General features: G+C 62.8%; 20 protein-coding genes and 1 pseudogene. 14 read left to right on the top strand and 7 right to left on the bottom strand.

Going from position 1 to position 24,828, the window contains the following annotated elements:
• The first annotated feature begins 11 nt into the window (after positions 1-11).
• Positions 12-956, top strand: coding sequence for a bifunctional 5,10-methylenetetrahydrofolate dehydrogenase/5,10-methenyltetrahydrofolate cyclohydrolase (locus ACS5Q8_RS11035; RefSeq protein WP_276197477.1), 945 nt, complete (start codon positions 12-14; stop codon positions 954-956).
• An 867-nt stretch (positions 957-1,823) separates the two neighbouring features.
• On the opposite strand, the gene ACS5Q8_RS11030 is transcribed toward ACS5Q8_RS11035, so the two are convergent.
• The 5 genes from ACS5Q8_RS11030 to glnT all read right to left on the bottom strand — a co-directional run bounded on the left by ACS5Q8_RS11030 (position 1,824) and on the right by glnT (position 7,610).
• A complete protein-coding gene (locus ACS5Q8_RS11030; protein ID WP_443695647.1) occupies positions 1,824-3,149 on the bottom strand; it encodes an ammonium transporter in 1,326 nt (441 codons plus the stop codon).
• Positions 3,150-3,323: 174 nt separating this feature from the next.
• Entirely contained in the window at positions 3,324-4,646 is a 1,323-nt protein-coding gene (locus tag ACS5Q8_RS11025) for an FMN-binding glutamate synthase family protein (RefSeq protein WP_276197475.1), read from the bottom strand.
• Positions 4,647-4,661: 15 nt separating this feature from the next.
• On the bottom strand, positions 4,662-5,336 hold the full coding sequence (locus ACS5Q8_RS11020) for a GltB/FmdC/FwdC-like GXGXG domain-containing protein (protein ID WP_276197474.1): 675 nt from the start codon (positions 5,334-5,336) through the stop codon (positions 4,662-4,664).
• A gap of 11 nt (positions 5,337-5,347) precedes the next feature.
• Complete coding sequence (locus ACS5Q8_RS11015; RefSeq protein ID WP_426101157.1) at positions 5,348-6,253, bottom strand: class II glutamine amidotransferase; 906 nt, start codon at positions 6,251-6,253, stop codon at positions 5,348-5,350.
• A 22-nt stretch (positions 6,254-6,275) separates the two neighbouring features.
• Complete coding sequence (gene glnT / locus ACS5Q8_RS11010; RefSeq protein WP_253394881.1) at positions 6,276-7,610, bottom strand: type III glutamate--ammonia ligase; 1,335 nt, start codon at positions 7,608-7,610, stop codon at positions 6,276-6,278.
• Positions 7,611-7,892: 282 nt separating this feature from the next.
• Here glnT and ACS5Q8_RS11005 point away from each other — a divergent pair, with 282 nt between their 5' ends.
• The 9 genes and pseudogenes from ACS5Q8_RS11005 to ACS5Q8_RS10965 all read left to right on the top strand — a co-directional run.
• Entirely contained in the window at positions 7,893-8,492 is a 600-nt protein-coding gene (locus ACS5Q8_RS11005; protein ID WP_046383917.1) for a helix-turn-helix domain-containing protein, read from the top strand.
• Positions 8,493-8,834: 342 nt separating this feature from the next.
• A complete protein-coding gene (gene purU / locus ACS5Q8_RS11000) occupies positions 8,835-9,701 on the top strand; it encodes a formyltetrahydrofolate deformylase (protein WP_426101155.1) in 867 nt (288 codons plus the stop codon).
• Positions 9,698-10,603 carry a bifunctional methylenetetrahydrofolate dehydrogenase/methenyltetrahydrofolate cyclohydrolase FolD gene (folD, locus tag ACS5Q8_RS10995; RefSeq protein ID WP_443695644.1) on the top strand — a complete coding sequence of 302 codons (906 nt, stop codon included), beginning with the start codon at positions 9,698-9,700 and terminating at the stop codon, positions 10,601-10,603. The genes purU and folD overlap by 4 nt, the downstream gene beginning before the upstream one ends.
• Positions 10,585-11,826, top strand: a complete 1,242-nt coding sequence (locus ACS5Q8_RS10990) for an FAD-dependent oxidoreductase (RefSeq protein WP_276197470.1) — start codon at positions 10,585-10,587, stop codon at positions 11,824-11,826. The genes folD and ACS5Q8_RS10990 overlap by 19 nt, the downstream gene beginning before the upstream one ends.
• Positions 11,827-11,839: 13 nt before the next feature.
• The gene (locus ACS5Q8_RS10985; RefSeq protein ID WP_276197469.1) at positions 11,840-12,139 is read left to right on the top strand and encodes a sarcosine oxidase subunit delta; all 300 of its coding nucleotides are present in this window, start codon (positions 11,840-11,842) and stop codon (positions 12,137-12,139) included.
• Complete coding sequence (locus tag ACS5Q8_RS10980; RefSeq protein WP_443700990.1) at positions 12,136-15,033, top strand: 2Fe-2S iron-sulfur cluster-binding protein; 2,898 nt, start codon at positions 12,136-12,138, stop codon at positions 15,031-15,033. Before ACS5Q8_RS10985 ends, ACS5Q8_RS10980 begins: the two co-directional genes overlap by 4 nt.
• Positions 15,034-15,036: 3 nt before the next feature.
• Positions 15,037-15,606: a sarcosine oxidase subunit gamma gene (locus ACS5Q8_RS10975; RefSeq protein WP_465160178.1), complete on the top strand. Its 570-nt coding sequence runs from the start codon at positions 15,037-15,039 to the stop codon at positions 15,604-15,606.
• 490 nt (positions 15,607-16,096) lie between these two features.
• Positions 16,097-16,582 carry a flavin reductase family protein gene (locus tag ACS5Q8_RS10970; protein ID WP_465160177.1) on the top strand — a complete coding sequence of 162 codons (486 nt, stop codon included), beginning with the start codon at positions 16,097-16,099 and terminating at the stop codon, positions 16,580-16,582.
• Positions 16,583-16,691: 109 nt separating this feature from the next.
• Positions 16,692-16,775, top strand: a pseudogene (locus ACS5Q8_RS10965) (flavin reductase family protein); the annotation flags it as partial.
• 53 nt (positions 16,776-16,828) lie between these two features.
• Here the strand turns inward: ACS5Q8_RS10965 and ACS5Q8_RS10960 are convergent.
• A complete protein-coding gene (locus ACS5Q8_RS10960) occupies positions 16,829-17,050 on the bottom strand; it encodes a hypothetical protein (RefSeq protein WP_443694593.1) in 222 nt (73 codons plus the stop codon).
• 188 nt (positions 17,051-17,238) lie between these two features.
• Between ACS5Q8_RS10960 and ACS5Q8_RS10955 the strand changes: the two genes are divergently transcribed.
• The 3 genes from ACS5Q8_RS10955 (at position 17,239) to ACS5Q8_RS10945 (ending at position 22,191) form a co-directional block, all read left to right on the top strand.
• Positions 17,239-18,282 carry an LLM class flavin-dependent oxidoreductase gene (locus ACS5Q8_RS10955; protein WP_276197465.1) on the top strand — a complete coding sequence of 348 codons (1,044 nt, stop codon included), beginning with the start codon at positions 17,239-17,241 and terminating at the stop codon, positions 18,280-18,282.
• Positions 18,283-18,447: 165 nt separating this feature from the next.
• Positions 18,448-20,856 (top strand): glucose/quinate/shikimate family membrane-bound PQQ-dependent dehydrogenase, encoded by a 2,409-nt coding sequence (locus ACS5Q8_RS10950; RefSeq protein WP_465160176.1) that lies wholly within the window; start codon positions 18,448-18,450, stop codon positions 20,854-20,856.
• Between the two features lie 57 nt (positions 20,857-20,913).
• Positions 20,914-22,191: a carbohydrate porin gene (locus ACS5Q8_RS10945; protein WP_465160175.1), complete on the top strand. Its 1,278-nt coding sequence runs from the start codon at positions 20,914-20,916 to the stop codon at positions 22,189-22,191.
• Here the strand turns inward: ACS5Q8_RS10945 and ACS5Q8_RS10940 are convergent.
• Positions 22,188-23,363, bottom strand: a complete 1,176-nt coding sequence (locus ACS5Q8_RS10940; RefSeq protein ID WP_465160174.1) for a XylR family transcriptional regulator — start codon at positions 23,361-23,363, stop codon at positions 22,188-22,190. The genes ACS5Q8_RS10945 and ACS5Q8_RS10940 overlap by 4 nt on opposite strands.
• Before the next feature lie 139 nt (positions 23,364-23,502).
• Here ACS5Q8_RS10940 and xylA point away from each other — a divergent pair, with 139 nt between their 5' ends.
• Positions 23,503-24,819, top strand: coding sequence for a xylose isomerase (xylA, locus tag ACS5Q8_RS10935; protein WP_276197460.1), 1,317 nt, complete (start codon positions 23,503-23,505; stop codon positions 24,817-24,819).
• Positions 24,820-24,828: the final 9 nt, after the last annotated feature.

Here is a 24,828-nt window from a genome sequence, read left to right as displayed (position 1 = left end):
TCCAGACATCGGTGACGCTTTTGACCAGCACACTCTCCCCCCTTGCCCGCGATATCGACGGCAAGGCCATTTCTGCCCAGGTTCTCGACGAGGTTCGCGACGAGGTCCTGCTGCTTGCCACGCAAAAAATCTTCCCGGCCCTGGCCGTCGTGCTGGTGGGCGACGACCCGGCCAGCGAAGTGTATGTGCGCAACAAACTGCTGCGGGCCAAGGAAGTCGGGATTCGCTCCCTTGAATACCGGCTGCCGGATGACGCCAGCCAGGCGCAAGTGCTCGACCTGCTTGCCCAGTTGAACGCCGACGCTTCGGTCAACGGCGTGCTGGTGCAGTTGCCGTTGCCGGCGCATATCGACGAGGCAGCGGTGATCCATGCGATTGACCCGATCAAGGACGTGGACGGTTTCCACCGTGAGAACGTCGGCGGCCTGGTGCAAGGCATCGAGGTCCTCACGCCCTGCACGCCCAGCGGCTGCATGCGCCTGCTGCATGAAACCTGCGGCGACTTGACTGGCTTGCACGCGGTGGTGATTGGTCGCTCGAACATCGTCGGCAAACCGATGGCGACCCTGCTGTTGCAGGCCAACTGCTCGGTCAGCGTCGTGCACTCGCGCAGCGTCGATGCACCGGCGTTGTGCCGCTTGGCCGATATCGTCGTCGCCGCCGTCGGTCGGCCGCAGTTGATCGATGCCAGCTGGCTCAAGCCGGGCGCGGTGGTGATCGACGTGGGGATCAACCGCATCAGCACCGAGACCGGTACTCGGTTGGTGGGCGATGTCGACTATGCCAGCGCACGCACCGTGGCCAGCGCGATTACGCCGGTGCCGGGCGGTGTCGGGCCGATGACGATTGCCTACCTGCTGAAGAACACCCTGGTGGCCAGCCAGTTGCAGCGCAGCAAGGCAACTGTGGGAGGGGGCTTGCCCCCGATGGCGGTGGGTCAGCTACAAACAAGCTGACTGTTCCGGCGCCATCGGGAGCAAGTCGAATCGTCGCACCGCCCCTCCCACATTTTGAGCTGCGTTTACTCAGGGAGAGGATCAGTGGTTGTAGGCCCGCCCGTTATGCTCGGCCAGGTCCAACCCCATCCACCGTGGCGCAGCAAGGCAACTGTGGGAGGGGGCTTGCCCCCGATTGCAGTGGGTCAGCTACAAACAAGCTGACTGTTCCGGCGCCATCGGGAGCAAGCCCCCTCCCACATTTTGAGCTGCGTTTACTCAGGGAGAGGATCAGTGGTTGTAGGCCCGCTCGTTATGCTCGGCCAGGTCCAACCCCATCCACCGTGGCGCAGCAAGGCAACTGTGGGAGGGGGCTTGCTCCCGATGGCGGTGGGTCAGCTACAAACAAGCTGACTGATCCGGCGCCATCGGGAGCAAGCCCCCTCCCACATTTTGAGCTGCGTTTACTCAGGGGGAAGATCAGTGGTTGTAGGCCCGCTCGTTATGCTTGGCGAGGTCCAGCCCCATCCACCGTGGCGCAGCAAGGCAACTGTGGGAGGGGGCTTGCCCCCGATTGCAGTGGGTCAGCTACAAACAAGCTGACTGTTCCGGCGCCATCGGGAGCAAGTCGAATCGTCGCACCGCCCCTCCCACATTTTGAGCTGCGTTTACTCAGGGAGAGGATCAGTGGTTGTAGGCCCGCCCGTTATGCTCGGCCAGGTCCAACCCCATCCACCGTGGCGCAGCAAGGCAACTGTGGGAGGGGGCTTGCTCCCGATGGCGGTGGGTCAGCTACTAACAAGCTGACTGATCCGGCGCCATCGGGAGCAAGTCGAATCGTCGCACCGCCCCTCCCACATTTTGAGCTGCGTTTACTCAGGGGGAGAATCAGTGGTTGTAGGCCCGCTCGTTGTGCTCGGCGAGGTCCAGGCCCATCTCTTCCACCGACTCATGGGCACGCAGGCCGACCAGCGCATTGACCACTTTGAGGATGATCCAGCTGACCACGAAGCAGTACACGGTGGTCAGCACCACCCCTTTGAGCTGTGCCACTACCTGGGCGCCCATGGTCACGCCTTCCACCAGTCCACCCATGGACGGTACGCAGAACACACCGGTGAGTACGGCGCCGATCATGCCGCCGATGCCGTGCAGGCCGAATACGTCGAGGCTGTCGTCGTAGCCGAAGCGCCGCTTCAATACGGTCACGCTCAGGTAGCAGAACACCCCGCACAGCAAGCCGATGGCCAACGCGCCGCCGACGCCCACATAGGCGCACGCCGGGGTGATCCCCACCAGGCCAGCCAATGCACCGCTGGCCAGGCCCAGGGCGCTAGGCTTGCCGACCTTGAACCACTCGGTGAACATCCAGCCGAGAATCCCCGCACAGGCGCCCAGTTGGGTGTTGAGCATGACAATCCCCGAGGTGCCGTTGAGGCCGCCGCCGGAGCCGATATTGAAGCCGAACCAGCCGACCCAGAGCATTGCCGCACCGGCCATGGTCAGGCTCAGGTTATGCGCGGGCATCGGCGTGTTCTGGTAACCCTTGCGCTTGCCGAGGATCAGGCATGCGGCGAGCGCGGCCACACCGGCGTTGATGTGGACGGCGGTGCCGCCGGCAAAGTCGAGCACGCCCCAGTTATGCATCAAGGCCCCCGAACCGCCCCAGACCATATGCGCCACCGGGGCATACACCAGGGTGAACCAGATGGCCATGAACAGCAGCGCCGCCGAGAACTTCATGCGTTCGGCAAAGGCGCCGGCGATCAGCGCCGGGGTGATGATCGCGAAGGTCATCTGGAAGGTCACGAATACGCCTTCCGGAATATCCCCCACCAGGCTGGCGGGGGTCATGCCCGCCAGGAACGCGCGGCCCAGGCCGCCGACAAAACTGTTGAAGGTCACCTGCCCTTCGACCATGCCCGTGGTATCGACCACCATGCTGTAGCCGTAGATCACCCACAGCACGCCCACCAGGCCGGCGACGCCGAAGCACTGGGTGAACAGCGAGAGCATGTTTTTCGCACGGACCAGGCCGCCGTAGAACAGCGCGAGCCCCGGCAGACACATGAACAGCACCAGCACGGCGGCGGTGATCATCCAGGCGGTGCTGCCGGTGTTCAAGGTCGGAGCATCGGCGGCCTGGGCCAAGGGTGCGAAGGCACTGGCCGCCAATAAGCCGAAGAGGGATTTGCCGAGAAGACGATTGATCATGTTCAAAGCTCCTGCAAAAGATAGGGGAGATGCATGTAGGAGCGAGCTTGCTCGCGAAAACCGTCCAGACAACGCGGTCATCCAGGATGCCCGCGTTATCGTTAACGACCTTCGCGAGCAAGCTCGCTCCTACAGGGGTGGAACGCCGTAGCAGCCGGCAAGCCGGCTCGTAACTCAGTAACCGGAACCCGGCACCCAGTTGGTCCCTGCCAACGGCACCCGTGCCATGGCGGCCGACTCCACCGTCAGCGCAACCAGGTCCTCGGGGTCGAGGTTGTGCAGGTGCGACTTGCCGCACGCACGGGCCATGGTCTGGGCTTCGAGCACCATCACCCGCAGGTAGTTGGCCAAGCGCCGCCCGCCTTCCACCGGGTCGAGGCGTTTCGATAGCTCCGGGTCCTGGGTGGTGATGCCGGCCGGGTCGCGGCCGTTCTGCCAGTCGTCGTAGAAGCCGGCGGCCGAGCCGATCTTTTTCAGTTCCGCGTCCAGCCGTGGGTGGTTGTCGCCCAGGGCAATCAGCGCGGCCGTGCCAATGGCCACCGCATCCGCGCCCATCGCCATGGCCTTGGCCACATCGGCGCCGTTACGAATCCCGCCCGACACAATCAACTGGACCTTGCGGTGCATGCCCATCTCTTGCAAAGCCTGTACCGCTTGGGGGATGGCCGACAGAATCGGGATGCCGACATGCTCGATAAACACTTCCTGGGTGGCGGCTGTGCCGCCTTGCATGCCGTCGAGCACGATCACATCGGCACCGGCCTTGACCGCCAGCTTCACGTCGTAATACGGCCGGCTGGCGCCGATTTTCACGTAGATCGGTTTTTCCCAATCGGTGATCTCGCGCAACTCGGCAATCTTGATCGCCAGGTCGTCCGGGCCGGTCCAGTCCGGGTGGCGGCAGGCGCTGCGCTGGTCCACGCCGATCGGCAAGGTGCGCATGCCGGCCACGCGCTCGGTGACTTTCATGCCTAGCAACATGCCGCCACCGCCGGGCTTGGCGCCCTGGCCGAGGACGATCTCGATGGCATCGGCCTTGCGCAGGTCATCGGGGTTCATGCCGTAGCGCGACGGCAGGTACTGGTACACCAGGTGCCGCGACTGACCGCGCTCTTCCGGAGTCATGCCGCCGTCACCGGTGGTGGTGCTGGTGCCGGCGATGCTCGCGCCACGGCCCAGGGCTTCCTTGGCGTTGGCCGACAACGCACCGAAACTCATGCCGGCGATGGTCACCGGGATCTTCAGGTGGATCGGTTTCTTGGCGAAGCGGTTGCCGAGGATCACGTCGGTGCCGCACTTCTCGCGATAGCCTTCCAGCGGGTAACGCGACACGCTGGCGCCGAGCAGCAGCAAGTCATCGAAGTGCGGCAGCTTGCGCTTGGTACCGCCGCCGCGAATGTCGTAGATACCGGTTTCGGCGGCGCGCTGGATTTCCTGGATGGTCAGGCGATCGAAGGTGGCCGACTCGCGCAGTACCGGAGGGGTTTGTTCACTCATGTTGTAGCTCCTGAATCAGTAGGCGGAGGCGTTATCGACTTTGAAGTTGTACAACTGGCGGGCCGAGCCGTAGCGCTTGAAATCCGCAGCGCGGTGGGCGAAACCGGCGCGATCGAGCAGCTCTTGTAGCTCGTGCAGGTGCTCGCTGCGCATCTCTTTTTCGACGCAATCGGAGCCCAGCGACTCCACCGTGCCCTTCACGTAGATGTGGGTTTCGTACAGCGAGTCGCCCAGCGCATCGCCGGCATCGCCGCAGACGACCAAACGCCCGGCCTGGCCCATGAAGCAGCTCATGTGGCCGATGCTGCCGCCGACCACGATGTCGATGCCTTTCATGGAGATGCCGCAACGCGCGCCCGCGTCGCCTTCGATCACCAGCAAGCCGCCATGGGCCGTGGCCCCAGCCGCCTGGGACGCGCTGCCTTTGACGCGCACCGATCCGGACATCATGTTCTCGGCGCAGCCCACGCCGACGTTGCCGTGTACGGTGATCGACGCCTGTTGGTTCATGCCCGCGCAGTAGTAGCCGGCGTGGCCCTCGATATCGATGGACACCGCCTGATTCACCCCGACCGCCAGGTTGTGCTTGCCGTTGGAGTGGGTGACGCGCCATTCGTTGTCGATGGCCTGCGCGTGCAGCGCCTGGTTGAGGTCACGCACGGTGGCGGTGGAAAGATCGATGGTTTTCATGTGTGCGCTCCTTAAGCTGACTGGCGTTCCCAGATGTACAAAGTGGCCGGTGCGGGCTCCCAGATGCGGGCGTTCTCGATGCCTGGCAGGCTCGACAGCGCCTGGTACTCGGAGGCCATGGCGACGTAGTCGTCGGTCTCGGCGAGGATCGCCGGCTTGCACGCGATCGGGTCGCGGATCACCGCAAAACCGTTGCGCGTGCCGATGGCGAAGGTGAAGAAGCCGTCGAGGTCTTCCAGGGCGTGGTCCAGCGCCTCTTTGAGCGAGTCGCCCTGTTGCAGGCGCCAGGTCAGGTAGCCGGCGGCGACTTCGGTGTCGTTGTCGGTTTCAAAATGGATGCCTTCGCGCTTGAGTTCCTGGCGCAGGCGGAAGTGGTTCGACAGCGAACCGTTGTGGACCAGGCACAGGTCGGCACCGGTGGAAAACGGGTGGCTGCCTTCCATGGTCACCGCGCTTTCAGTGGCCATGCGGGTGTGGCCGATGATGTGGCTGCCTTGCATGCTCGCCAGGCCGAAGCGCTGGGAAATTTCCTGGGGCAGGCCCATGCCCTTGAGGATCTCGATGCTCTGCCCGGCGCTCATGATGCGCACGCTCGGCGCCAGTTCGGCCAGGGCCAGGCGCACCGGGGCTTCGTCGGCGTGGATCTTCAACACGGCGGCGCTGGCGTTCTGAAACCAGTCCAGCGAACAGCCCAGGCGCCCTTCCAGTTCGCCCATCAGGGCTTTCCAGTCGAAGCCCTCGGTAGTCGCTTGCAGGGTCAGCTTGACCCAGCCGTCGGCGACTTCATCACCGTAGATGGCAAAACCCGCACTGTCCGGGCCACGGTCGGTCATGGCCTGCAACATCGGTTCAAACAACTGGCCGAGCTGGGGTTCCAGTCGGGGGTTTTTCAGGTACAGACCTACGATTCCACACATATCAAGTCTCCGTCACACGGTGTCAGAAAAATTCGGTATAGCGCTGGACTTCCCAGTCGCTCACATGGCGGCTGTATTCCACCCACTCCATGCGCTTGAGCTTGATGAACTCACCCACGATCTGCGGGCCCAGCACCTCGGCGAACAGCGGGTCGGCTTCCAGCGCGTCGCAGGCTTCCTTGAGGGATTGGGGCAAGGTCTTGATGCCGCGCTCGGCGATCTGCTCCAGGCTCAGGCTGTAGAGGTTTTCGTTGCAGACGTGGTCGATTTCCAACTCGCGATCGATACCGTCCAGGCCCGCCGCGATGATCGCGGCGCTGACCAGGTAAGGGTTGCAGCCGGCATCCGGCAGGCGGAACTCCAGGCGGCCGTAAGGCACGCGCACCATGGCCGAACGGTTGTTGGCGCCAAACGCGATAAAGGCCGGGGCCCAGGTGGCGCCGGACAGCGAGTTGCCCACCACCAGGCGCTTGTAGGAGTTGACGGTGGGCGCGGCGAACGCACACAGCGCCGGGCCATGGGCGAGCAGGCCGGCGGCGAAGTGATAGGCCAGTTTCGACAGGCCCATGCCGCTCGGGTCGCTGGCGTCATGGAACAGGTTCTTGTTCTCGGCGCTGCTGATCGACAGGTGAAAGTGCATGCCGTTGCCGGCGCGTTTCGGGTCGGGCTTGGGCATGAACGAACAGATCATGCCCAGGTCGTTGGCGATCTCGCCGGCGGCCATGCGGAAGAAGGTAAAGCGGTCGGCCGAGGTCAGGGCGTCGCTGTAGGTGTAGTTGATCTCGAACTGGCCGTTGGCGTCTTCGTGGTCGATCTGATAGACCTCGAAATCCACCGCCTGCAAGGCTTCGGTCAGGCGCTCCAGGAACACCCGCGAGCGCGACAGGCCCTTGTAGTCGTAGCAGGGCTTGTCGAGGTTGTCGCTGGGGTCGACCAGTTGCAGCTTGCCCTGCTCGTCGCGGCGCATCAGGTTGAATTCGGGTTCCAGGCCGGTGTTCAGCGTCCAGCCCTTGTCTTGCAGGCGCTGCACCTGCTGCTGCAGCACGTAGCGGCTATCAAAGGGATGGGGCTTGCCGTCGACATGCCCGACGCACACCACGCGCCCGTAACCCGGCTGCCAGGGCACCGGGGTCAGCGTGGACAGGTCGCCCCGCGCCATGAAGTCCGGGCCGTGGGGTTCCATGCCCATGCCGCTGATGGCAAACCCGGCAAACCCGGCGCCCTCTTCGGCCACCGTCTTGAGCCCGCAAATCGGCACCGACTTGGTCTTGGCCGCACCGTGTATATCCACAAACTGCGCAAGCACGTACTTGATGCCGTACTTGTCGATGATGCGCTGGGTTTCTGCTGGCAACATTGCGTGTCACTCCTCGCGAAAGGCAAAACCGTGTGGGTGGGCCTAGACTGTCTTTTTATTCTTAAAAAGAAAGTTAGTTTCCCCACAGGAATGCAATACCCTTGCCAGATTCGCGAGCGGCCGATTGAAGTGCCGGTGAAAGCGCTTTTGTGCTGTATATATGGGAAAATTCTTTTCCCCGTGGGAATACGTGCCGGGGCACGGCCGCCAAGCGCCGCCACTTGCACTTTCCTAGTGCGAAACTAATATTACTGAACGGAAAGCGTGCAGGATCTGATGACTATGTCCACCGAAACCGCCCCCCGCCTCAAGCTGGAGCAATACCTGGGTTTGCAGATCAAACGCCAACGCCAGGCCCAGGACCTGAAGCTGTCCGACGTGGCGAAGATTGCCGATATCAGCCAGGGCATGTTGAGCAAGATCGAAAACGCCCAGGTGTCCACCAGCCTCGACACCCTGAGTCGCCTGTGCGACGTGCTCGGGCTGCCGTTGTCGAAATTGTTCGCCGAATACGATCAACAAGATGGCAGTGCCTTGCTGGTCAAAGCCGACCAAGGCATGGAAGTGGTGCGCCGGGGTACGGAAAAGGGGCATACCTACCATCTGCTCAACCATACGCGGGGGCCGAAGAAGAGCTTTGAGGCGTACATGGTCAGCATGGATGACGCCAGCGAGGAGTTCCCGACCTTTGCCCACCCGGGGACCGAGTTTCTGCACTTGCTGGAAGGGGAGCTGATTTATCGGCATGGGAATCAGCTGTATCGGATGGAAGCCGGCGACAGCCTGACGTTCGAGGGCGAAATTCCCCATGGGCCGGAAGAGTTGGTGCGGGTGCCGATTCGCCTGCTGTCGATCATGAATTACGGCAACGACAAGGAATAATCCGGACTCGCGATACACCTGAAGCACAGAGATCCAACTGTGGGAGGGGGCTTGCTCCCGATGAGGGAGTGTCAGTGAATGCATCTTTCATTGACCCCCCTCATCGGGGGCAAGCCCCCTCCCACATTTTTGACCGCGTTCGACGCCGTCCTCCCCGGTAAAAATTCCCCTCAGTTAAAAAACTTTCCCAAAACCCCTAGACGCCCCGCGTCCATTCCCCTATAAAGCCACTTCAGGAATATTTTATTCCTAACAAGAAAATGCGCTCACGGAATGAGCCTGCTGTCCTCTGACATTTTTTCGCTATGCGATGAGCTGCCGCCATCATCCCGAGGACGTGTCATGCAACACGAAAAAAACCATTTCATCATCAAGGTCACTTGTCCCGCGGTGTCCGGCATTGTCGCTGCCGTCACCACGTATCTGGCGGACAACGCGTGCTACATCGGGGAGATGGCGCAGTTCGATGATGACTTCAGCGGTCGCTTCTTCATGCGTGCCGTGTTCCGTTTCAACGATGGGCACGCAGGCGATCTGGAACAGATCCGCGCCGGTTTCGCCGACGTCGCCCAGGCCTTCGACATGCAGTGGGAGCTCTACGACACCCGCGAGCCGATGCGCGTGCTGCTGATGGTGAGCAAGTTCGACCACTGCCTCACCGACCTGCTCTACCGCTACCACAAGGGCGAGATGGACATGACCATCACCGCCATCGTCTCCAACCACCTCGACCTGCGGCCCATGGCCGAGCGCGAGGGTATTCGCTTTATTTACCTGCCGGTGTCGAAGGACAACAAAGCCGCGCAGGAAGCCGAGCTGATGAAGATCGTCGATGACACCCGCACCGAACTGGTGGTGCTGGCGCGCTATATGCAGATTCTCTCCGACGACCTGTGCCGGCAACTGTCGGGGCGCGCGATCAATATTCACCATTCGTTCCTGCCCGGTTTCAAAGGCGCCAAGCCCTATCACCAGGCCTATCAACGCGGCGTGAAGTTGATTGGCGCCACCGCGCACTATGTCACCAGCGACCTGGATGAGGGCCCGATCATCGAGCAGCAAGTACAGCGCGTGGACCATGTGTACAAGCCGGACGACCTGGTTGCTATCGGGCGTGACACCGAGACCGTGGCCCTGTCCAAGGCGGTCAAGTACCACCTGGGGCACCGGGTGTTTCTCAACCAGGACAGAACGGTGGTGTTCCGGTGAGCGAGCCTAAACTGATCGATGGCAAAGCCGCCGCTGCGCGGGTGCTGCTGCAGGTCCGCGAGGACGTAGCGCGTCTGCATGCGCAAGCTATTCAACCGGCCCTGGCGGTGATCCTGGTGGGCAACGACCCGGCCAGTCAGGTCTATGTGCGCAACAAGGTCCTGCGCGCCACCGAGGTTGGCATCCACTCCCTGGAGCACCGGCTGCCCGACGATACCAGCACCGAACAGCTGTTGATCCTGATCGGCCAATTGAACGCCGACCCGGCAATTCACGGCATCCTCCTGCAATTGCCGCTGCCGGCGCAGATGGACGAACTGCGCGCCCTGGAAGCCATCGCACCGGACAAGGACGTGGACGGTTTTCACAGCCAGAACGTCGGCGGCCTCAGCCAGGGCCGCGCCGTGCTCACCCCCTGCACGCCCAGCGGTTGCCTGTATCTGCTGGAGCAAACCTGTGGCGACCTGCGCGGTAAACACGCGGTGGTGGTCGGTCGGTCGAACATCGTCGGCAAGCCCATGGCGGCCCTGCTGCTCAAGGCCGATTGCTCGGTGACGGTGTTGCATTCGCGCAGCCACAACGCCCAGGCCCTGTGCAGCCAGGCCGACATCGTGATCGCCGCCGTAGGCCGCCCACGCTTGATCGATGCCAGTTGGCTCAAGCCTGGCGCGGTGGTGATCGACGTCGGTATCAACCGCATTGACGACGACGGCCGCAGCCGCCTGGTGGGCGATGTCGACTTCGCTGCCGCCCTGCCCCACGTCGCCGCCATCACCCCGGTCCCCGGCGGTGTCGGCCCGATGACCATTGCCTTCCTGATGAAAAACACCGTGACCGCCGCCCTTGCGCAACATCACGCCCTACGCAGCCAATCGGAGGCCGTATGCCATTCAATCTATTGAAATACGGGCTGAGTTCGGAGTACCCGGTGGAGGTGGATCTGCCACCGCCCAAAGAGCTCAAGTCGAGTTACGACGTGGTGATCATCGGCGCCGGCGGCCACGGCCTGGCGACCGCCTACTACCTGGCCAAGTACCACGGCATCAGCAACATTGCCGTGCTGGAAAAGTCCTACCTGGGCGGTGGCAATACCGCGCGCAACACGGCGGTGATCCGCTCCAACTACCTGACCAGCGAAGGGGTGCGCTTCTATGCCGAGTCGGTAAAGATGTTCCAGGCGCTGTCCAATGAATTCGACTTCAACATCATGTACTCCGAGCGCGGCCAACTGACCCTGGCCCACACCGACGCCACGGTGCGTTCGTTCCGCCAGCGCGCCGAGGTCAACAAGCATTTCGGCGGGCGCACCGAGATGCTCGACCGCCAGCAGATCCGCGAACTGGTGCCCAGCCTCAACCTCGACCCCGGCCACCTGCCGGTGCTCGCCGGGCTCTGGCACATCGACGGCGCCACCGCGCGCCATGATGCAGTGGCCTGGGGCTATGCCAAGCAGGCGGCCAAACGCGGCGTGGAAATCCATCAGCTCACCGAAGTGCAAGACCTGATCATCGAGAACGGCGCCATCACCGCCGTGAAAACCAATCGCGGCACCATCCGGTGCGGCTGCGCGGTGCAGGCGATTGCCGGGCACAGTTCGCTGCTGATGGCCAAGGCCGGTATCCGCTCGCCGATCCAGACCTTCCCGCTGCAGGCCATGGTCACCCAGCCGTTCAAGCCATTCCTCGACCCGCTGGTGAGTTCCTCGGCCCTGCACTGCTACGTGCAGCAAACCAGTCGCGGCGAAGTGGTGTTCGGCGGCGGTTCCGATCCCTACCCGCTGTTCAACACGCGCTCGACCCTGGACCTCAAGGAAAGCCTGCTGGCCCATGCCATCGAGATGTTCCCGTTCCTGGCCAACGCCAAGTTGATGCGCCAGTGGGCCGGGATCACCGACATGACCCCGGACTACAGCCCAATCATGGGCCTGTCGCCGGTGAAAAATTACTACCTCGACGCCGGTTGGGGCACCTGGGGCTTCAAGGCCACGCCGATCTGCGGCAAGACCATGGCCGAGCTGGTCGCCAGCGGCGGCAAGGTGCCGGAGCTGATCAAACCCTTCGGCCTCGAACGTTTCTCGACCTTCCAGCAAGTCAACGAAATGGGCGCCACGGCGGCCAGCCATTAATGGAGAGCGGACTATGAAAATCATGATGTGCCCGCTCAACGGGCCGCGCAATATCAGCGAGTTCAGCTACGGCGGCGAGTTCAAGCCCATGCCCGATCCGGTCAACTGCAGCGACGCCGAATGGGCCGACTACGTGTTCAACACCGACAACCTCGCCGGTGTGGTGCGCGAATGGTGGATGCACACGCCGTCCAGCTATTGGTTCCTCGTCGAGCGCCACACCGTCACCGATGAAATCCAGCGCACCTTCGACCCCAGGGAAGTGTTCAACACGCGTGTCGACTTCAACACCGCCAAGGAGATCGCCGGATGAACCGCCTCCCCGCCCCCATGGGCTTGCTGATCCAGCGTGATCAGCCACTCGATTTCAGTTTCGACGGCCAACCCTACCAGGGCTTGCAGGGCGACAGCATCGCCAGCGCCCTGCTCGCCAACGGGCGCTTCCTGATGTCGCGCTCGTTCAAATACCACCGTCCACGCGGCCCGCTGAGCATGGCCGGCCAGGACGCCAACAGCCTGGTGCAATTGCCCCAGGAGCCCAACGTGCTGGCCGATGCCCACGCGCTGTCGGCCGGCCTGGCGGTGAGCGCGCAGAACGTCAATGGCACGCTGGACAACGACCGCGATGCCTACCTGGGCAAGTTCTCCAAATTCATGCCGGTGGGGTTCTATTACCGCTCGTTCTACAAGCCCAAAGGCATGTGGAAAGTGTGGGAGCCGATCATCCGTAAAAAGGCCGGCCTGGGCGTGCTCGACCTGAACTTCCAGCCCGAGTACTACGACAAGGCCTACCTGTTCACCGACCTGGCCGTCATCGGCGCCGGCCCCGCCGGTTTGCAGGCGGCGCTGACCGCCGCCGATGCCGGGGCCAAGGTGCTGCTGATCGAGCAGCAGCCGATCCTCGGCGGCTCGCTGACTTATGCGCGCTTCGATATCGCCGGCACCCGCGCCGACAGCCTGCGCCGCGAATTGCTCGGCGCGGTGCAGCAACACGCGAATATCCAGGTGCTCACCGAGGCCACCTGCAACGCCTGGTTCACCGACAACTACCTGCCGGTGATCCAGGGCAAGCGCATGTACAAGGTGCGCGCGCAGCAGTGCCTGGTGTGCAGCGGTTCGTTCGACCAGCCGGTGATCTTTCGCAACAACGACCTGCCGGGGGTGATGCTGACCAGTGCCGCGCAACGCCTGATGAAGCTCTATGCCGTCAAGCCCGGCAAACGCGCGGTGGTGCTGACCGGCAACGATGACGGCTACCTCGCCGCCCTCGACCTGCATGACCAGGGCGTGGACGTCGCCGCCGTGATCGACCTGCGCCACGCCCCCGCCGACCAGGCCCTGGCCGGCGCGCTGGCGCAGCGCAAGATCCGTTGCCTGCCCAACAGCACGGTGTTCGAGGCCTTGCATGAAAAAGGCCTGCGCCATGTGAAGGGTGTCGATGTGCGCCAGATCACCGCTCAGGGTCAGGTCAGCGACACTGGGCAGGTAATCGACTGCGACCTGCTGTGCATGTCGGCCGGCTATATGCCGGTGTACCAACTGCTGTGCCAGGCCGGCGGCAAGCTGGCCTATGAGGACTCGCGTGCGGAGTTCAGCCTCAGCGGCCTGCCGCAGAACCTGAACGTGGCCGGTTCGGTCCACGGTCGGCACCAACTGGACAATGTGCTGGTAGACGCGACCAACGCGGCCAACACCATCGCCCTCGCCCTCGGTTTGATCACGGCCAGCGCGCCCGTGCCGCTGCGCAGCGAAGCCCAGGTCAACTTCAACTGGCCGATCTTCGCGCACCCCAAGGGCAAGGATTTCGTCGACTTCGACGAAGACCTGCAAGTGGCGGATATCGTCAACGCCACCCGCATCGGCTACCGCGATGTGCAGTTGGTCAAACGCTACTCCACCGTGGGCATGGGCCCGTCCCAGGGCCGCCACTCGGCGCTGCCGACCGCACGCCTGGTGGCCTGGGCGACCCAGCGCAACATCAGCGAAACCGGCGTCACCACCGCACGGCCGCCGTTTGTCGCGGAGAAACTCGCCCATGTGGCCGGGCGCGCCTTCGACCCTTACCGGCAAACGCCGATGCATGCGCGGCACTTGCAGGCCGGGGCGAAGATGATGCCCGCCGGCATCTGGCAACGCCCGGCCTATTACGGCAAGGCCGAGGACCGCGACGCCTGCATGCAGGCCGAAGCCCTGCATGTGCGCAACAAGGTCGGGCTGATCGATGTGTCGACCCTCGGCGGCCTGGACGTGCGCGGCCCGGATGCCGCCGAACTGCTCAACCGGATGTACACCTTCGCGTTTCTCAAGCAGCCGGTGGGCCGTTCGCGTTATGCGCTGATGACCAATGAACACGGGGTGGTGATCGACGACGGTGTGTGCGCGCGGCTGGCCGACACGCACTTCTATGTCACCGCCACCACCAGCGGCGTCGACCGCATCTACCAGCAGATGCTCAAGTGGAACGCACAATGGCGCCTGGACGTGGATGTGACCAACGTCACCGCCGCGATCTGTGCGGTGAACGTGGCCGGGCCGGATTCGCGCAAGGTGCTGGAACAGCTGTGCAGCGACCTCGACCTAAGCGCGGAGGGTTTCCCTTACCTCGGTGTACGCCAGGGTACGGTGGCCGGGATCAAGGCGCGGCTGCTGCGGGTCGGCTTCGTCGGCGAACTGGGTTATGAAATCCACGTGCCTGCACGCCACGGCCTGGCGTTGTGGGATGCCTTGATGGCCGCCGGCAAAGCCTTTGATATTCGCCCCTTCGGCGTCGAAACCCAGCGCCTGCTGCGCCTGGAAAAAGGCCATGTGATCATCAGCCAGGACACCGACGGCATGACCCATCCGGCGGAGATTGACATGGGCTGGGCCGTGAGCCGTAACAAACCGTTCTTCGTCGGCCGCCGTTCGGTGGACATCCTCGAAGCCCAACCGCTGAAACGCAAACTGGTGGGCTTCAGCTTGCCCAAGGGCAGCGTGCAACCGCTGGAAGGCCACTTGGTGCTCAACGGCCCGGACATCAGCGGCAACGTCACCTCGTGTGAATACTCCGCCAGCCTGGGCCGGATCATCGGCCTGGCCTATGCCGGAATCGACCAGAGCACGCCGGGGCAATGCATTCCGATTCGCGTCGAGGGCGGCATCGTCGTCCAGGCCGAAGTGGTGCAGCTACCGTTCTTCGACCCCACCAACCAACGCCAGGAGGGTTAAGCCATGACCAGTCTGAAAGCCCACGAATTGATCACCCGGCCCTGCCATCTGGTCGACCAGACCGACCTGCCCCGGGTCGGCTTTCGCGGCGCACACAGCGCCGAGTACCTCACGGCGCGCGGCTTCAGCCTGCCCGACGCACCCAACCGAGCCAGCGCGCAAACGGACGGCGGTTGGGTGGCGCGCCTGTCGCAGAACGAATACCTGTTGCTGGGCAGCCCGAAGGATCAGGGCCAGCGCATCGCCGATGAAGAGGCGCGCTGGGAACTGGACCACCGCGCCCTCTACCTGCTGCCGCGCCAGGACAGTCACGCCTGCGTGTTGCTCAGCGGCGGCGCGATTGCCCAGGTGATGGCCAAGCTGTGCGGCGTCGACCTCAGTTTTCCGGCCTTCAAGCCGGGGGCGGTGGCGCAGACGGCGGCGGCGCGGATCAATGTGATCGTCATCCACTCGGGAAGCGTGGAAACGCCGGCATTTCATATCCTCTGGGACCGCGCATCGAAGGACTACTTCGAAGGTGCGTTAATGGATGCGTTGGAGGAGTTTGGCGGGAACGGCCTACACAGCAGATGAAGCATGCATGCCCCCGTGGCCTAGGAACCAATGGGCATCTCATGTCGATATCGGTCAAACATGTGGGAGCGGGCTTGCTCGCGAATGCGGAGTGTCAGTCACTGTATTTAGCGACTGATTCACCGCATTCGCGAGCAAGCCCGCTCCCACATTTGAATCACGGCGCATCAGACAGATCGCCGTCTTCAGTCGGTATAGCCTGCGTGCGCTGACGCGCCACCAGGCAGCAACCGATGAGGACCACGCCCGACAGCCCCACACGCACCCCAATTTTTTCACAAGACTAATCCGTAGTTCTGGCGCTCATCTGATCTGCTAGTGTGCCGCATGGCTAATAGCCATTTATCGCCTTTGCCTCAGTATTTATTGGTGATAAGACCAAGCACTGACGTTCATCGGGCGCTTGAAAAAGCAGTTGCATGCTTTGTATTACGGTATACCATCATACCTACAAACTTATAAAAACCGTTCCACCGCCGAGGACCGTCCCATGATCGATGCCGCTATCTACAAACAAGTGATGGGTTCGTTTCCGTCCGGGGTCACCGTGATCACCACGCTCGATGACGACGGGCAAATCGTCGGGCTGACCGCCAGTGCTTTCAGTTCATTGTCGATGGACCCGGCGCTGGTGCTGTTCTGCCCCAACTACAGCTCCGACTCGTACCCGGTGTTGATCAAGAACAAACGCTTTGCCATCCATGTGCTCTCCGGCGGGCAGCAAACCGAAGCCTATGCCTTTGCGCGCAAGGGCAAGGACAAGGCCCAAGGCATCGAGTGGACGCTCAGCGAGCTGGGCAACCCGATCCTGGCGAATGCCACGGCGGTGATCGAATGTGAGTTGTGGCGCGAGTATGAAGGCGGTGACCACGCGATCATGGTCGGCTCGGTGAAGAACCTCATCGTGCCCCAGCAGAACGCCGCGCCACTGGTGTATTGCCACGGCAAGATGGGCGCATTGCCCCTGCCGGCCTAAGCCACACACTCAATCATGTGGGAGGGGGCTTGCCCCCGATGGCGGAGGAACAGTCAGCTTATCTGTAGCTGACCCACCGCTATCGGGGGCAAGCCCCCTCCCACAGTTTGAGAACCTCATCGTGCCCCAGCAGAACGCCGGGCCACTGGTGTATTGCCACGGCAAGATGGGCGCCCTGCCCATGCCGGCCTAAGCCACACACAAAACTTTGTGGGAGGGGGCTTGCTCCCGATGGCGGAGGAACAGTCAGCTTATCTGTAGCTGACCCACCGCTATCGGGGGCAAGCCCCCTCCCACAGTTTGATTGCGGGGTGTCAGCCCCGTCCCAGTGGCGTGAGCGACCACGCGATCATGGTCGGCTCGGTGAAGAACCTCATGCACGCTGAGGATGATCAGCACAGCCACCAAAATCACCGGTAGGCTGGCAATCACCGCAAAGGCCAGGATCAGTTTTTGTTTTATGTTCATCGAACTCACCGTCCTTGCGAGGTGAGGGTGTAACCGTTGGAGAGAAAAGTTTTGTAGATATTCCATATTATGGTATACCAACAATCAATCCGCCGAACAGTCGTTATCCAAGGCAAGCGTTACAACGGCGAGAGCACTTAAGGGCCCGCGGTCGACAGGCCGATCACAATAGATCCGAGGTAAGCGTCATGAAGTTTTCCCTGTTCGTACACATGGAACGTTGGGACGAGAGCATCAGCCACCGCCAGTTGTTCGAAGACTTGACCGAATTGACCCTGATGGCCGAAGCCGGTGGCTTCAGCACCGTATGGATTGGCGAGCACCACGCCATGGAATACACCATCTCGCCAAGCCCGATGCCGTTGCTGGCTTACCTCGCGGCCAAGACCACCACCATTCACTTGGGCGCCGGCACCATCATCGCGCCGTTCTGGCACCCGCTGCGGGTGGCGGGTGAATGCGCGTTGCTCGATGTGATCAGCAACGGCCGCATGGAAGTCGGCCTGGCCCGCGGCGCCTACCAGGTTGAGTTCGACCGCATGGCCGGCGGCATGCCCGCTTCCAGCGGCGGCCAGGCGCTGCGCGAAATGGTCCCGGTGGTGCGCGCGTTGTGGCAAGGCGACTACGCCCACGACGGCGATATCTGGAAATTCCCCACCTCCACCAGCGTGCCCAAACCCGTGCAGAAACCCAACCCGCCGATGTGGATCGCCGCCCGCGACCCGGACTCCCACAACTTCGCGGTGGCCAACGGCTGCAACGTGATGGTCACGCCGCTGATGAAGGGCGACGAAGAAGTCCTTGACCTGAAAAACAAATTCCAGACCGCCCTCGACAACAACCCCGGCGTGCCGCGCCCGCAATTGATGGTGCTGCGCCACACCCACGTACATGCCGCCGACGACCCGCAAGGCTGGAAAGTCGGGGCCAAGGCGATCTCCAAGTTCTATCGCACCTTCGATGCCTGGTTCGGCAACAAGGAGGTGCCGGTCAACGGTTTCCTGGCGCCGAGCCCGGAAGAGAAATTCGCCGCCCGCCCGGAGTTCGAGCTGGACAGCCTGCACAAGACCGCCATGATCGGCACCGCCGAAGAAATCATCCCGCGTATCCAGTACTACCAGGAACTGGGCGTGGATGAGTTCAGCTTCTGGTGCGACAACAGCCTGCCCCATGCCGAGAAGAAAAAGTCTTTGGCGCTGTTTATCGAGCAGGTCGTGCCAGCGTTTCGTTGATCGCTGAATAACCAAGCCGCTTGCCTCCTCACGGAGCAAGCGGCTTTTTTGCACCCGGCTATCATCACCCTAGCGGTAAGAGTCTATTACCGAGCTAAATGTACTAACCAGTTACTTATCTTGCTAAAATCGCGTTTTTGCCCTTCCCACTCGAGTCCTGTCGACATGAAACGAGCATCGCGCGCCACTGGCGCCTCTAGATTCCTCCTCCTGGGCCTGGGCGTGATCATCGCCCTGCTCGGCCTCGCGCTAGCCGTTGGCGGCTTCAAGCTGGTCAGCCTGGGCGGCTCCTGGTACTTCCTGATCGGCGGCGTGGTCATGGCCGTTTCCGGGCTGTTGATTGCCCAGTGCAAAACCGCTGGCGCGTGGCTGTTCGCGGCGTTCCTGGTGGGCACCGCGATCTGGGCGGTGGCAGACGTGGGGCTGGTGTTCTGGCCGCTGTTTTCGCGGCTGTTCATGTTCGCGGTGGTCGGCCTGGTGGTGGCGTTGGTGTATCCGCTGCTGGCCGGCCGACCTGCGCGCGGTGCTTATGGCGTCACCGCCGTCCTGGCGGTGGGGGTGGCGGTCGCGGCGGGCAATATGTTCGTGGCTCACCCAAGCGTAGCGCCGACAGGTAAAGGCCCTGGCATCACGCCAGTGGCCGCAGCCGATGCACAGAAAGACTGGGCCCACTACGGCAACACCGAAGGTGGCAGCCGCTTTGCCGCGCTGGACCAGATCAATCGCGACAACATCGACACACTCAAAGTGGCGTGGACCTACCACACCGGCGACGTGGCCACCAGCGACGGCAATGGTGCGGAAGACCAACTGACGCCCCTGCAGATCGGCAACAAAGTGTTTATCTGCACGCCGCACAACAACCTGATCGCCCTGGACGCCGACACCGGCAAAGAGCTATGGAAGAACGCAATAAACGCCAAGTCGGCGGTATGGCAGCGTTGCCGAGGCATGGCGTATTTCGATGCCAGCGCGCCGATCGCACAGCCGACCCAGCCGAACAGCTCGCCGATCATCGCCGCCAGCGTGGCAGCCGGTGCGAAGTGCCAGCGTCGCTTGCTGACCAACACCATTGATGCGCGCCTGATCGCCGTGGATGCCGACACCGGCAAATTCTGCGAAGACTTCGGCACCCACGGCCAGGTGGATCTCAAAGCCGGCCTGGGCGATGTGCCCGACAGTTATTACCAATTGTCCTCGGCGCCGTTGATCGCCGGCACCACCGTGGTGGTCGGTGGCCGCGTGGCCGACAACGTGCAGACCGACATGCCCGGTGGCGTGATCCGTGGCTTCGATGTGATCAGCGGGCAAATGCGCTGGGCCTTCGACCCGGGCAATCCGGACGACAAACAAGCGCCGGCAGCAGGCAGCACCTATGTGCGCAGCACGCCCAACAGTTGGGCGCCGATGTCTTATGACCCGCTGATGAACACCGTCTTCCTGCCGATGGGCAGCCCGTCCACCGATATCTATGGCGTGGAGCGCACCCAGCTCAACCACAAATACGGGGCTTCCGTGCTGGCGCTAGACGCCTCCACCGGTGCTGAAAAGTGGGTGTACCAGACCGTCCACAATGACCTGTGGGACTTCGACCTGCCGATGCAACCGAGCCTGATCGACTTCACCCCACCGGGCAGCGACAAAGCCGTACCGGCGGTGGTGATCGGCACCAAGGCCGGGCAGATCTATGTGCTCGACCGCGCCACCGGCAAGCCGTTGACCGACGTGCAGGAAGTGCCGGTCAAGGCGGCGAATATCCCCAACGAACCGTACTCGCCAACCCAGCCAAAATCCCTGGGCATGCCGCAGATCGGCGCGCAGACCCTGACCGAGTCGGACATGTGGGGCGCCACGCCCTATGACCAGTTGCTGTGCCGCATCGACTTCAAAGGCATGCGCTACGACGGCCTGTACACCGCGCCGGGCACCGACAAATCGCTGAGCTTCCCCGGCTCTCTGGGCGGCATGAACTGGGGCAGTATTTCCACCGACCCGGTACACGGTTTTATCTTCGTCAACGACATGCGCCTGGGTCTGTGGATTCAGATGATCCCATCGCAGAACAAGGCCCAGGCCACGTCCGGTGGCGAAGCGCTGAACACCGGCATGGGCGCCGTGCCGCTCAAGGGCACGCCGTATGCGGTGAACAAAAACCGCTTCCTGTCGGTGGCCGGCATCCCATGCCAGGCGCCGCCGTTCGGCACCCTCACCGCCATCGACATGAAGACCCAGAAAATCGCCTGGCAAGTACCGGTCGGCACCGTGGAAGACACCGGCCCCCTGGGCATCCGCATGCACCTGCCGATCAAGATCGGCCTGCCGACCCTCGGCGGCACGCTGTCGACCCAGGGCGGCCTGATCTTTATCGCCGGCACCCAGGACTTCTACCTGCGCGCCTTCAACAGCGGCAACGGTGACGAAATCTGGAAAGCCCGCCTGCCCGTCGGCAGCCAGGGTGGCCCGATGACCTATGTGTCGCCGAAAACCGGCAAACAGTACGTCGTGATCACTGCCAGCGGTGCGCGCCAGTCCACCGACCGTGGCGACTCTGTGATCGCCTACGCCCTGCCATAACCCTGCCCTTTCGCGCGGTACCCCCGTACCGCGCGTTGTGTTTCTGGAAGACCACGCATGCCTCCTGCTTCTCACTTTTCACCCAACAACCTCGTTGGGCGCCTGCTGCTGGGCCTGGCGTTTGGTGCCGCCCTGCCCGCCCAAGCCGATGACACCACCCTGACCGGCGACTGGGGCGGCCTGCGCCGTGAGCTCGACGAGCAAGGCATCCGCTTTACCGGCGACTACAGCGGCGAAACCGCGTACAACGCCCACGGCGGCCTACACCGTTCGGCACGCTACTCGCAAAACCTCAAGCTGGGCGTGCAGTTCGACCTGGGCAAGTTGTACGGCTTGAACAACGGCGACCGCATCCAACTGACCATCAACGACCGACGCGGCAACAGCGCTTCCGAGGACCTGGTAGGCAACCGCCTGCCGATCCAGGAAAACTACGGCGGCCTCTACACCCGCCTGACCGAGTTGAGCTACGAGCGCACGCTGTTCACCCCGGCGTTGAACCTCAAGCTCGGTTATATGGCAATGGGCAACGACCTGGGCGGCCTGGACAGCGGCATCCTATGCAACTTCATGAACGCCGGTTTCTGCGGGCACCCGCTGAACATGTCCGGCGGCAGCGGCTGGACCAACTACCCGAATGCCCGCCTGGGCGCGCGGGTGAAATACGACTTTTCGCCGTCCTGGCAACTGCGCGTGGCCGCGTTCAACGTGGACCCGGAGAGTAATGGCAACTCCAGCCGCGCCTGGAAGCTGAGCCCCAAGCACACCACCGGCACTGTGGTACCGATTGAGTTGGTGTACAAACCGGCCGGCACGCTGCCGGGTGAATACAAGCTGGGCTATTACTACGACAGCTCCGATGTGAAACGCATCGGCAGCACGGAGAAGGTCAGCGGACGCGGCGGTCACTACATGCTGGTCGACCAGGCAGTCTGGGCGTCCAGCGCGTCGGCAGGTCGCGTGCTGCACGCCTTCGGCCAATACTCCGCCGCCAGCGAAGCGGCCTCGCCGTTCACCAAGTGGTATGGCGCGGGCGTGGTGTTGTACAAACCATTCGAAGGCCGGCCACGCGACACCCTCGCCCTGGGTTACGGCCGCGCCGTGCAGAACCCGCGCAGCCGCAATGTGCAGGAGCTGGCCGCTTTCAACGCCGGTACCAGCTACCCCAACCTCGACAACGCCGAACAATTGATCGAACTCAGTTACGGCTACCAGGCCACACCATGGCTGAACCTGCGCCCGGATGTGCAATACATCCTCGAGCCCGGGGCGTTTTCCGGTAAGGACATCGAAAACGCACTGGTGCTGGGCTTGCAGGTCAAGGCGGTGTTCTAGACCACGCCTTGCTGATACTCCCGCGGCGTACAACCAAATTCACGGCGAAACACCGTATGCAGGTACTGCGCCGACTTGAAGCCGCACTGCTGCGCCACATCGGCAATCGCCAGGCCAGGGTTTTCCAGGCCCTTGGCGGCGGCGGCGAGTTTGAAGCGCAGGATCTCGTCATGCACGCTGCACCCGCGCACCTTGCGAAAATGCGCTTCCAGGGATGAGCGCGACACGCCGACATAGGCCGCCACCTGCGCGGTCTTGATGCCCTGGCAGGCGTACTGGCGGATAAACAGCAGCGCCTGCATGACATACGGATTGCCCAACGGCTGATGCAAGCTGGACGCCTGCACATTGATTGCCTCCGGCGGTACCAGGATCTGCGTGCCCGTGCAGGGTTTGCCGTGCAGCATCTGATGCAACAACGCGGCAGCCGTGCGGCCCATGGTTTCCGTGCCCTGGATCACCGAACTCAGCGGCACCCGCGTGAGGGTGCGGGTCAGCGGGTCGTTGTCGATGCCGATCAACGCGACTTGCTCCGGCACGGCAATACCGGCGGTGAGGCAGGCTTGCAGCAGTTGCCGGGCGCGGGCGTCGGTGACGGCGATGATACCGATGGGCTTAGGCAGGCTGTGCAGCCAGGCGATCTGCTGTTCCACGGCGCTGTCCCACAGCGGCGCGCTGGTGCCCAGGCCGCGATACACCTCCACCGGCAAGCCGTCGCGTTGCAGCAGATGCTTGAAGGCCTTTTCGCGCTCTTGGGCCCAGCGATTGGCCTCGGCTTGCGGCAGGCTGAAACAGGCAAACCGGGTCAGCCCGGCTTCGATCAGGTGTTCATACGCCAGCTTCATCAGCGCATGGTTGTCGGTGGCCACATAGGGAATGCCCTTGGGGTAGGCGCACGCATCCTCATAGGAACCGCCCACCGCCACCACCGGCAACTTAATGTCGGCCAGCGCCTCGCCGATCAGCGGGTCGTCGAAGTCGGCAATGATCCCGTCGCCCTGCCAGCGCTCGATACCGCGCAGGCGACAGAGGAAATCCTCCTCGAGGAACAAATCCCAGGACGCGCGGGTGCTGCTCAGGTAATTGCCGATGCCGGTGATGATGCCGCGGTCGTAGATTTTGCTGCCGTTGAATAGCAAGGCGATGCGGTGGACGGGCGGTAGGGTTTTCATTGTTTTTGTCCTGAGGCCAGTGGCAACAGACTAGCCCTCGTCACTCAAAATCGCACTACACCTTGGTGATTTTCATAATCAGCAGGCCAGGTGCCGTTGCTAGTATCCAGACACCGCCAAGAACAATAAGGAAAACGCCATGCCGTACTTCCCCGGTGTCGAGAAGGTTCGCTTCGAAGGCCCCAGCAGCGATGCCCCCCTCGCCTTTCGTCACTACGACGCCAACAAGCTGATCCTCGGCAAACCGATGCGCGAGCACCTGCGCATGGCCGCGTGTTACTGGCACACCTTCGTCTGGCCCGGCGCCGATATGTTTGGCATGGGCACCTTCAAGCGCCCGTGGCAGCGCAGCGGCGAGCCGATGGAAGTGGCCATCGGCAAGGCTGATGCGGCCTTTGAGTTTTTCTCCAAGCTGGGCATCGACTACTACAGTTTTCACGACACCGACGTTGCGCCGGAAGGCAGTTCGCTCAAGGAGTACCGCAACCACTTTGCGCAGATGGTCGACCACCTGGAGCGTCATCAGGAACAGACCGGCATCAAGCTGTTGTGGGGCACCGCCAACTGCTTCAGCAACCCGCGTTTTGCCGCCGGCGCCGCCAGTAACCCGGACCCGCAGGTGTTTGCCTACGCCGCTGCCCAGGTGTTCAGCGCGATGAACGCCACGCTGCGGCTCAAGGGCGCCAACTATGTGCTGTGGGGCGGCCGCGAAGGTTATGAAACCCTGCTCAATACCGACCTCAAGCGCGAGCGCGAACAGCTCGGGCGCTTTATGCGCATGGTGGTGGAGCACAAGCACAAGATCGGCTTCAAGGGCGACCTGCTGATCGAACCCAAGCCCCAGGAGCCGACCAAGCACCAATACGATTACGACAGCGCCACGGTGTTCGGCTTCCTGCATGAGTACGGCCTGGAACACGAGATCAAGGTGAATATCGAGGCCAACCACGCGACCCTGGCCGGGCACAGCTTTCATCATGAGATCGCCACCGCCGTGTCCCTGGGGATCTTCGGCAGCATCGACGCCAACCGCGGCGACCCGCAGAACGGCTGGGACACCGACCAGTTCCCCAACAGCGTCGAGGAAATGACCCTCGCGACCTATGAAATCCTCAAGGCCGGCGGCTTCAAGAACGGCGGCTACAACTTCGACTCCAAGGTGCGCCGCCAGAGCCTGGACGAGATCGACCTGTTCCACGGCCACGTCGCCGCCATGGATGTACTCGCCCTGGCCCTGGAACGCGCGGCGGCAATGGTGCAGAACGATCGGTTGCAGCAGTTCAAGGACCAGCGCTATGCCGGTTGGCAGCAGCCGTTGGGCCAGGCGGTACTGGCCGGCGAGTTCAGCCTTGAGTCCCTGGCCGAACACGCGTTTGCCCACGAGTTCAACCCGCAGGCCGTCAGTGGCCGGCAAGAAATGCTTGAAGGCGTGGTCAATCGGTTTATCTATCGGTGACATTTGCGC

The sequence above is a fragment of the Pseudomonas sp. PAMC25584 genome (assembly GCF_058135675.1).
The sequence above is the reverse complement of the archived record's forward strand: the minus strand, read 5'-3'. Positions and strand labels throughout refer to the sequence as shown.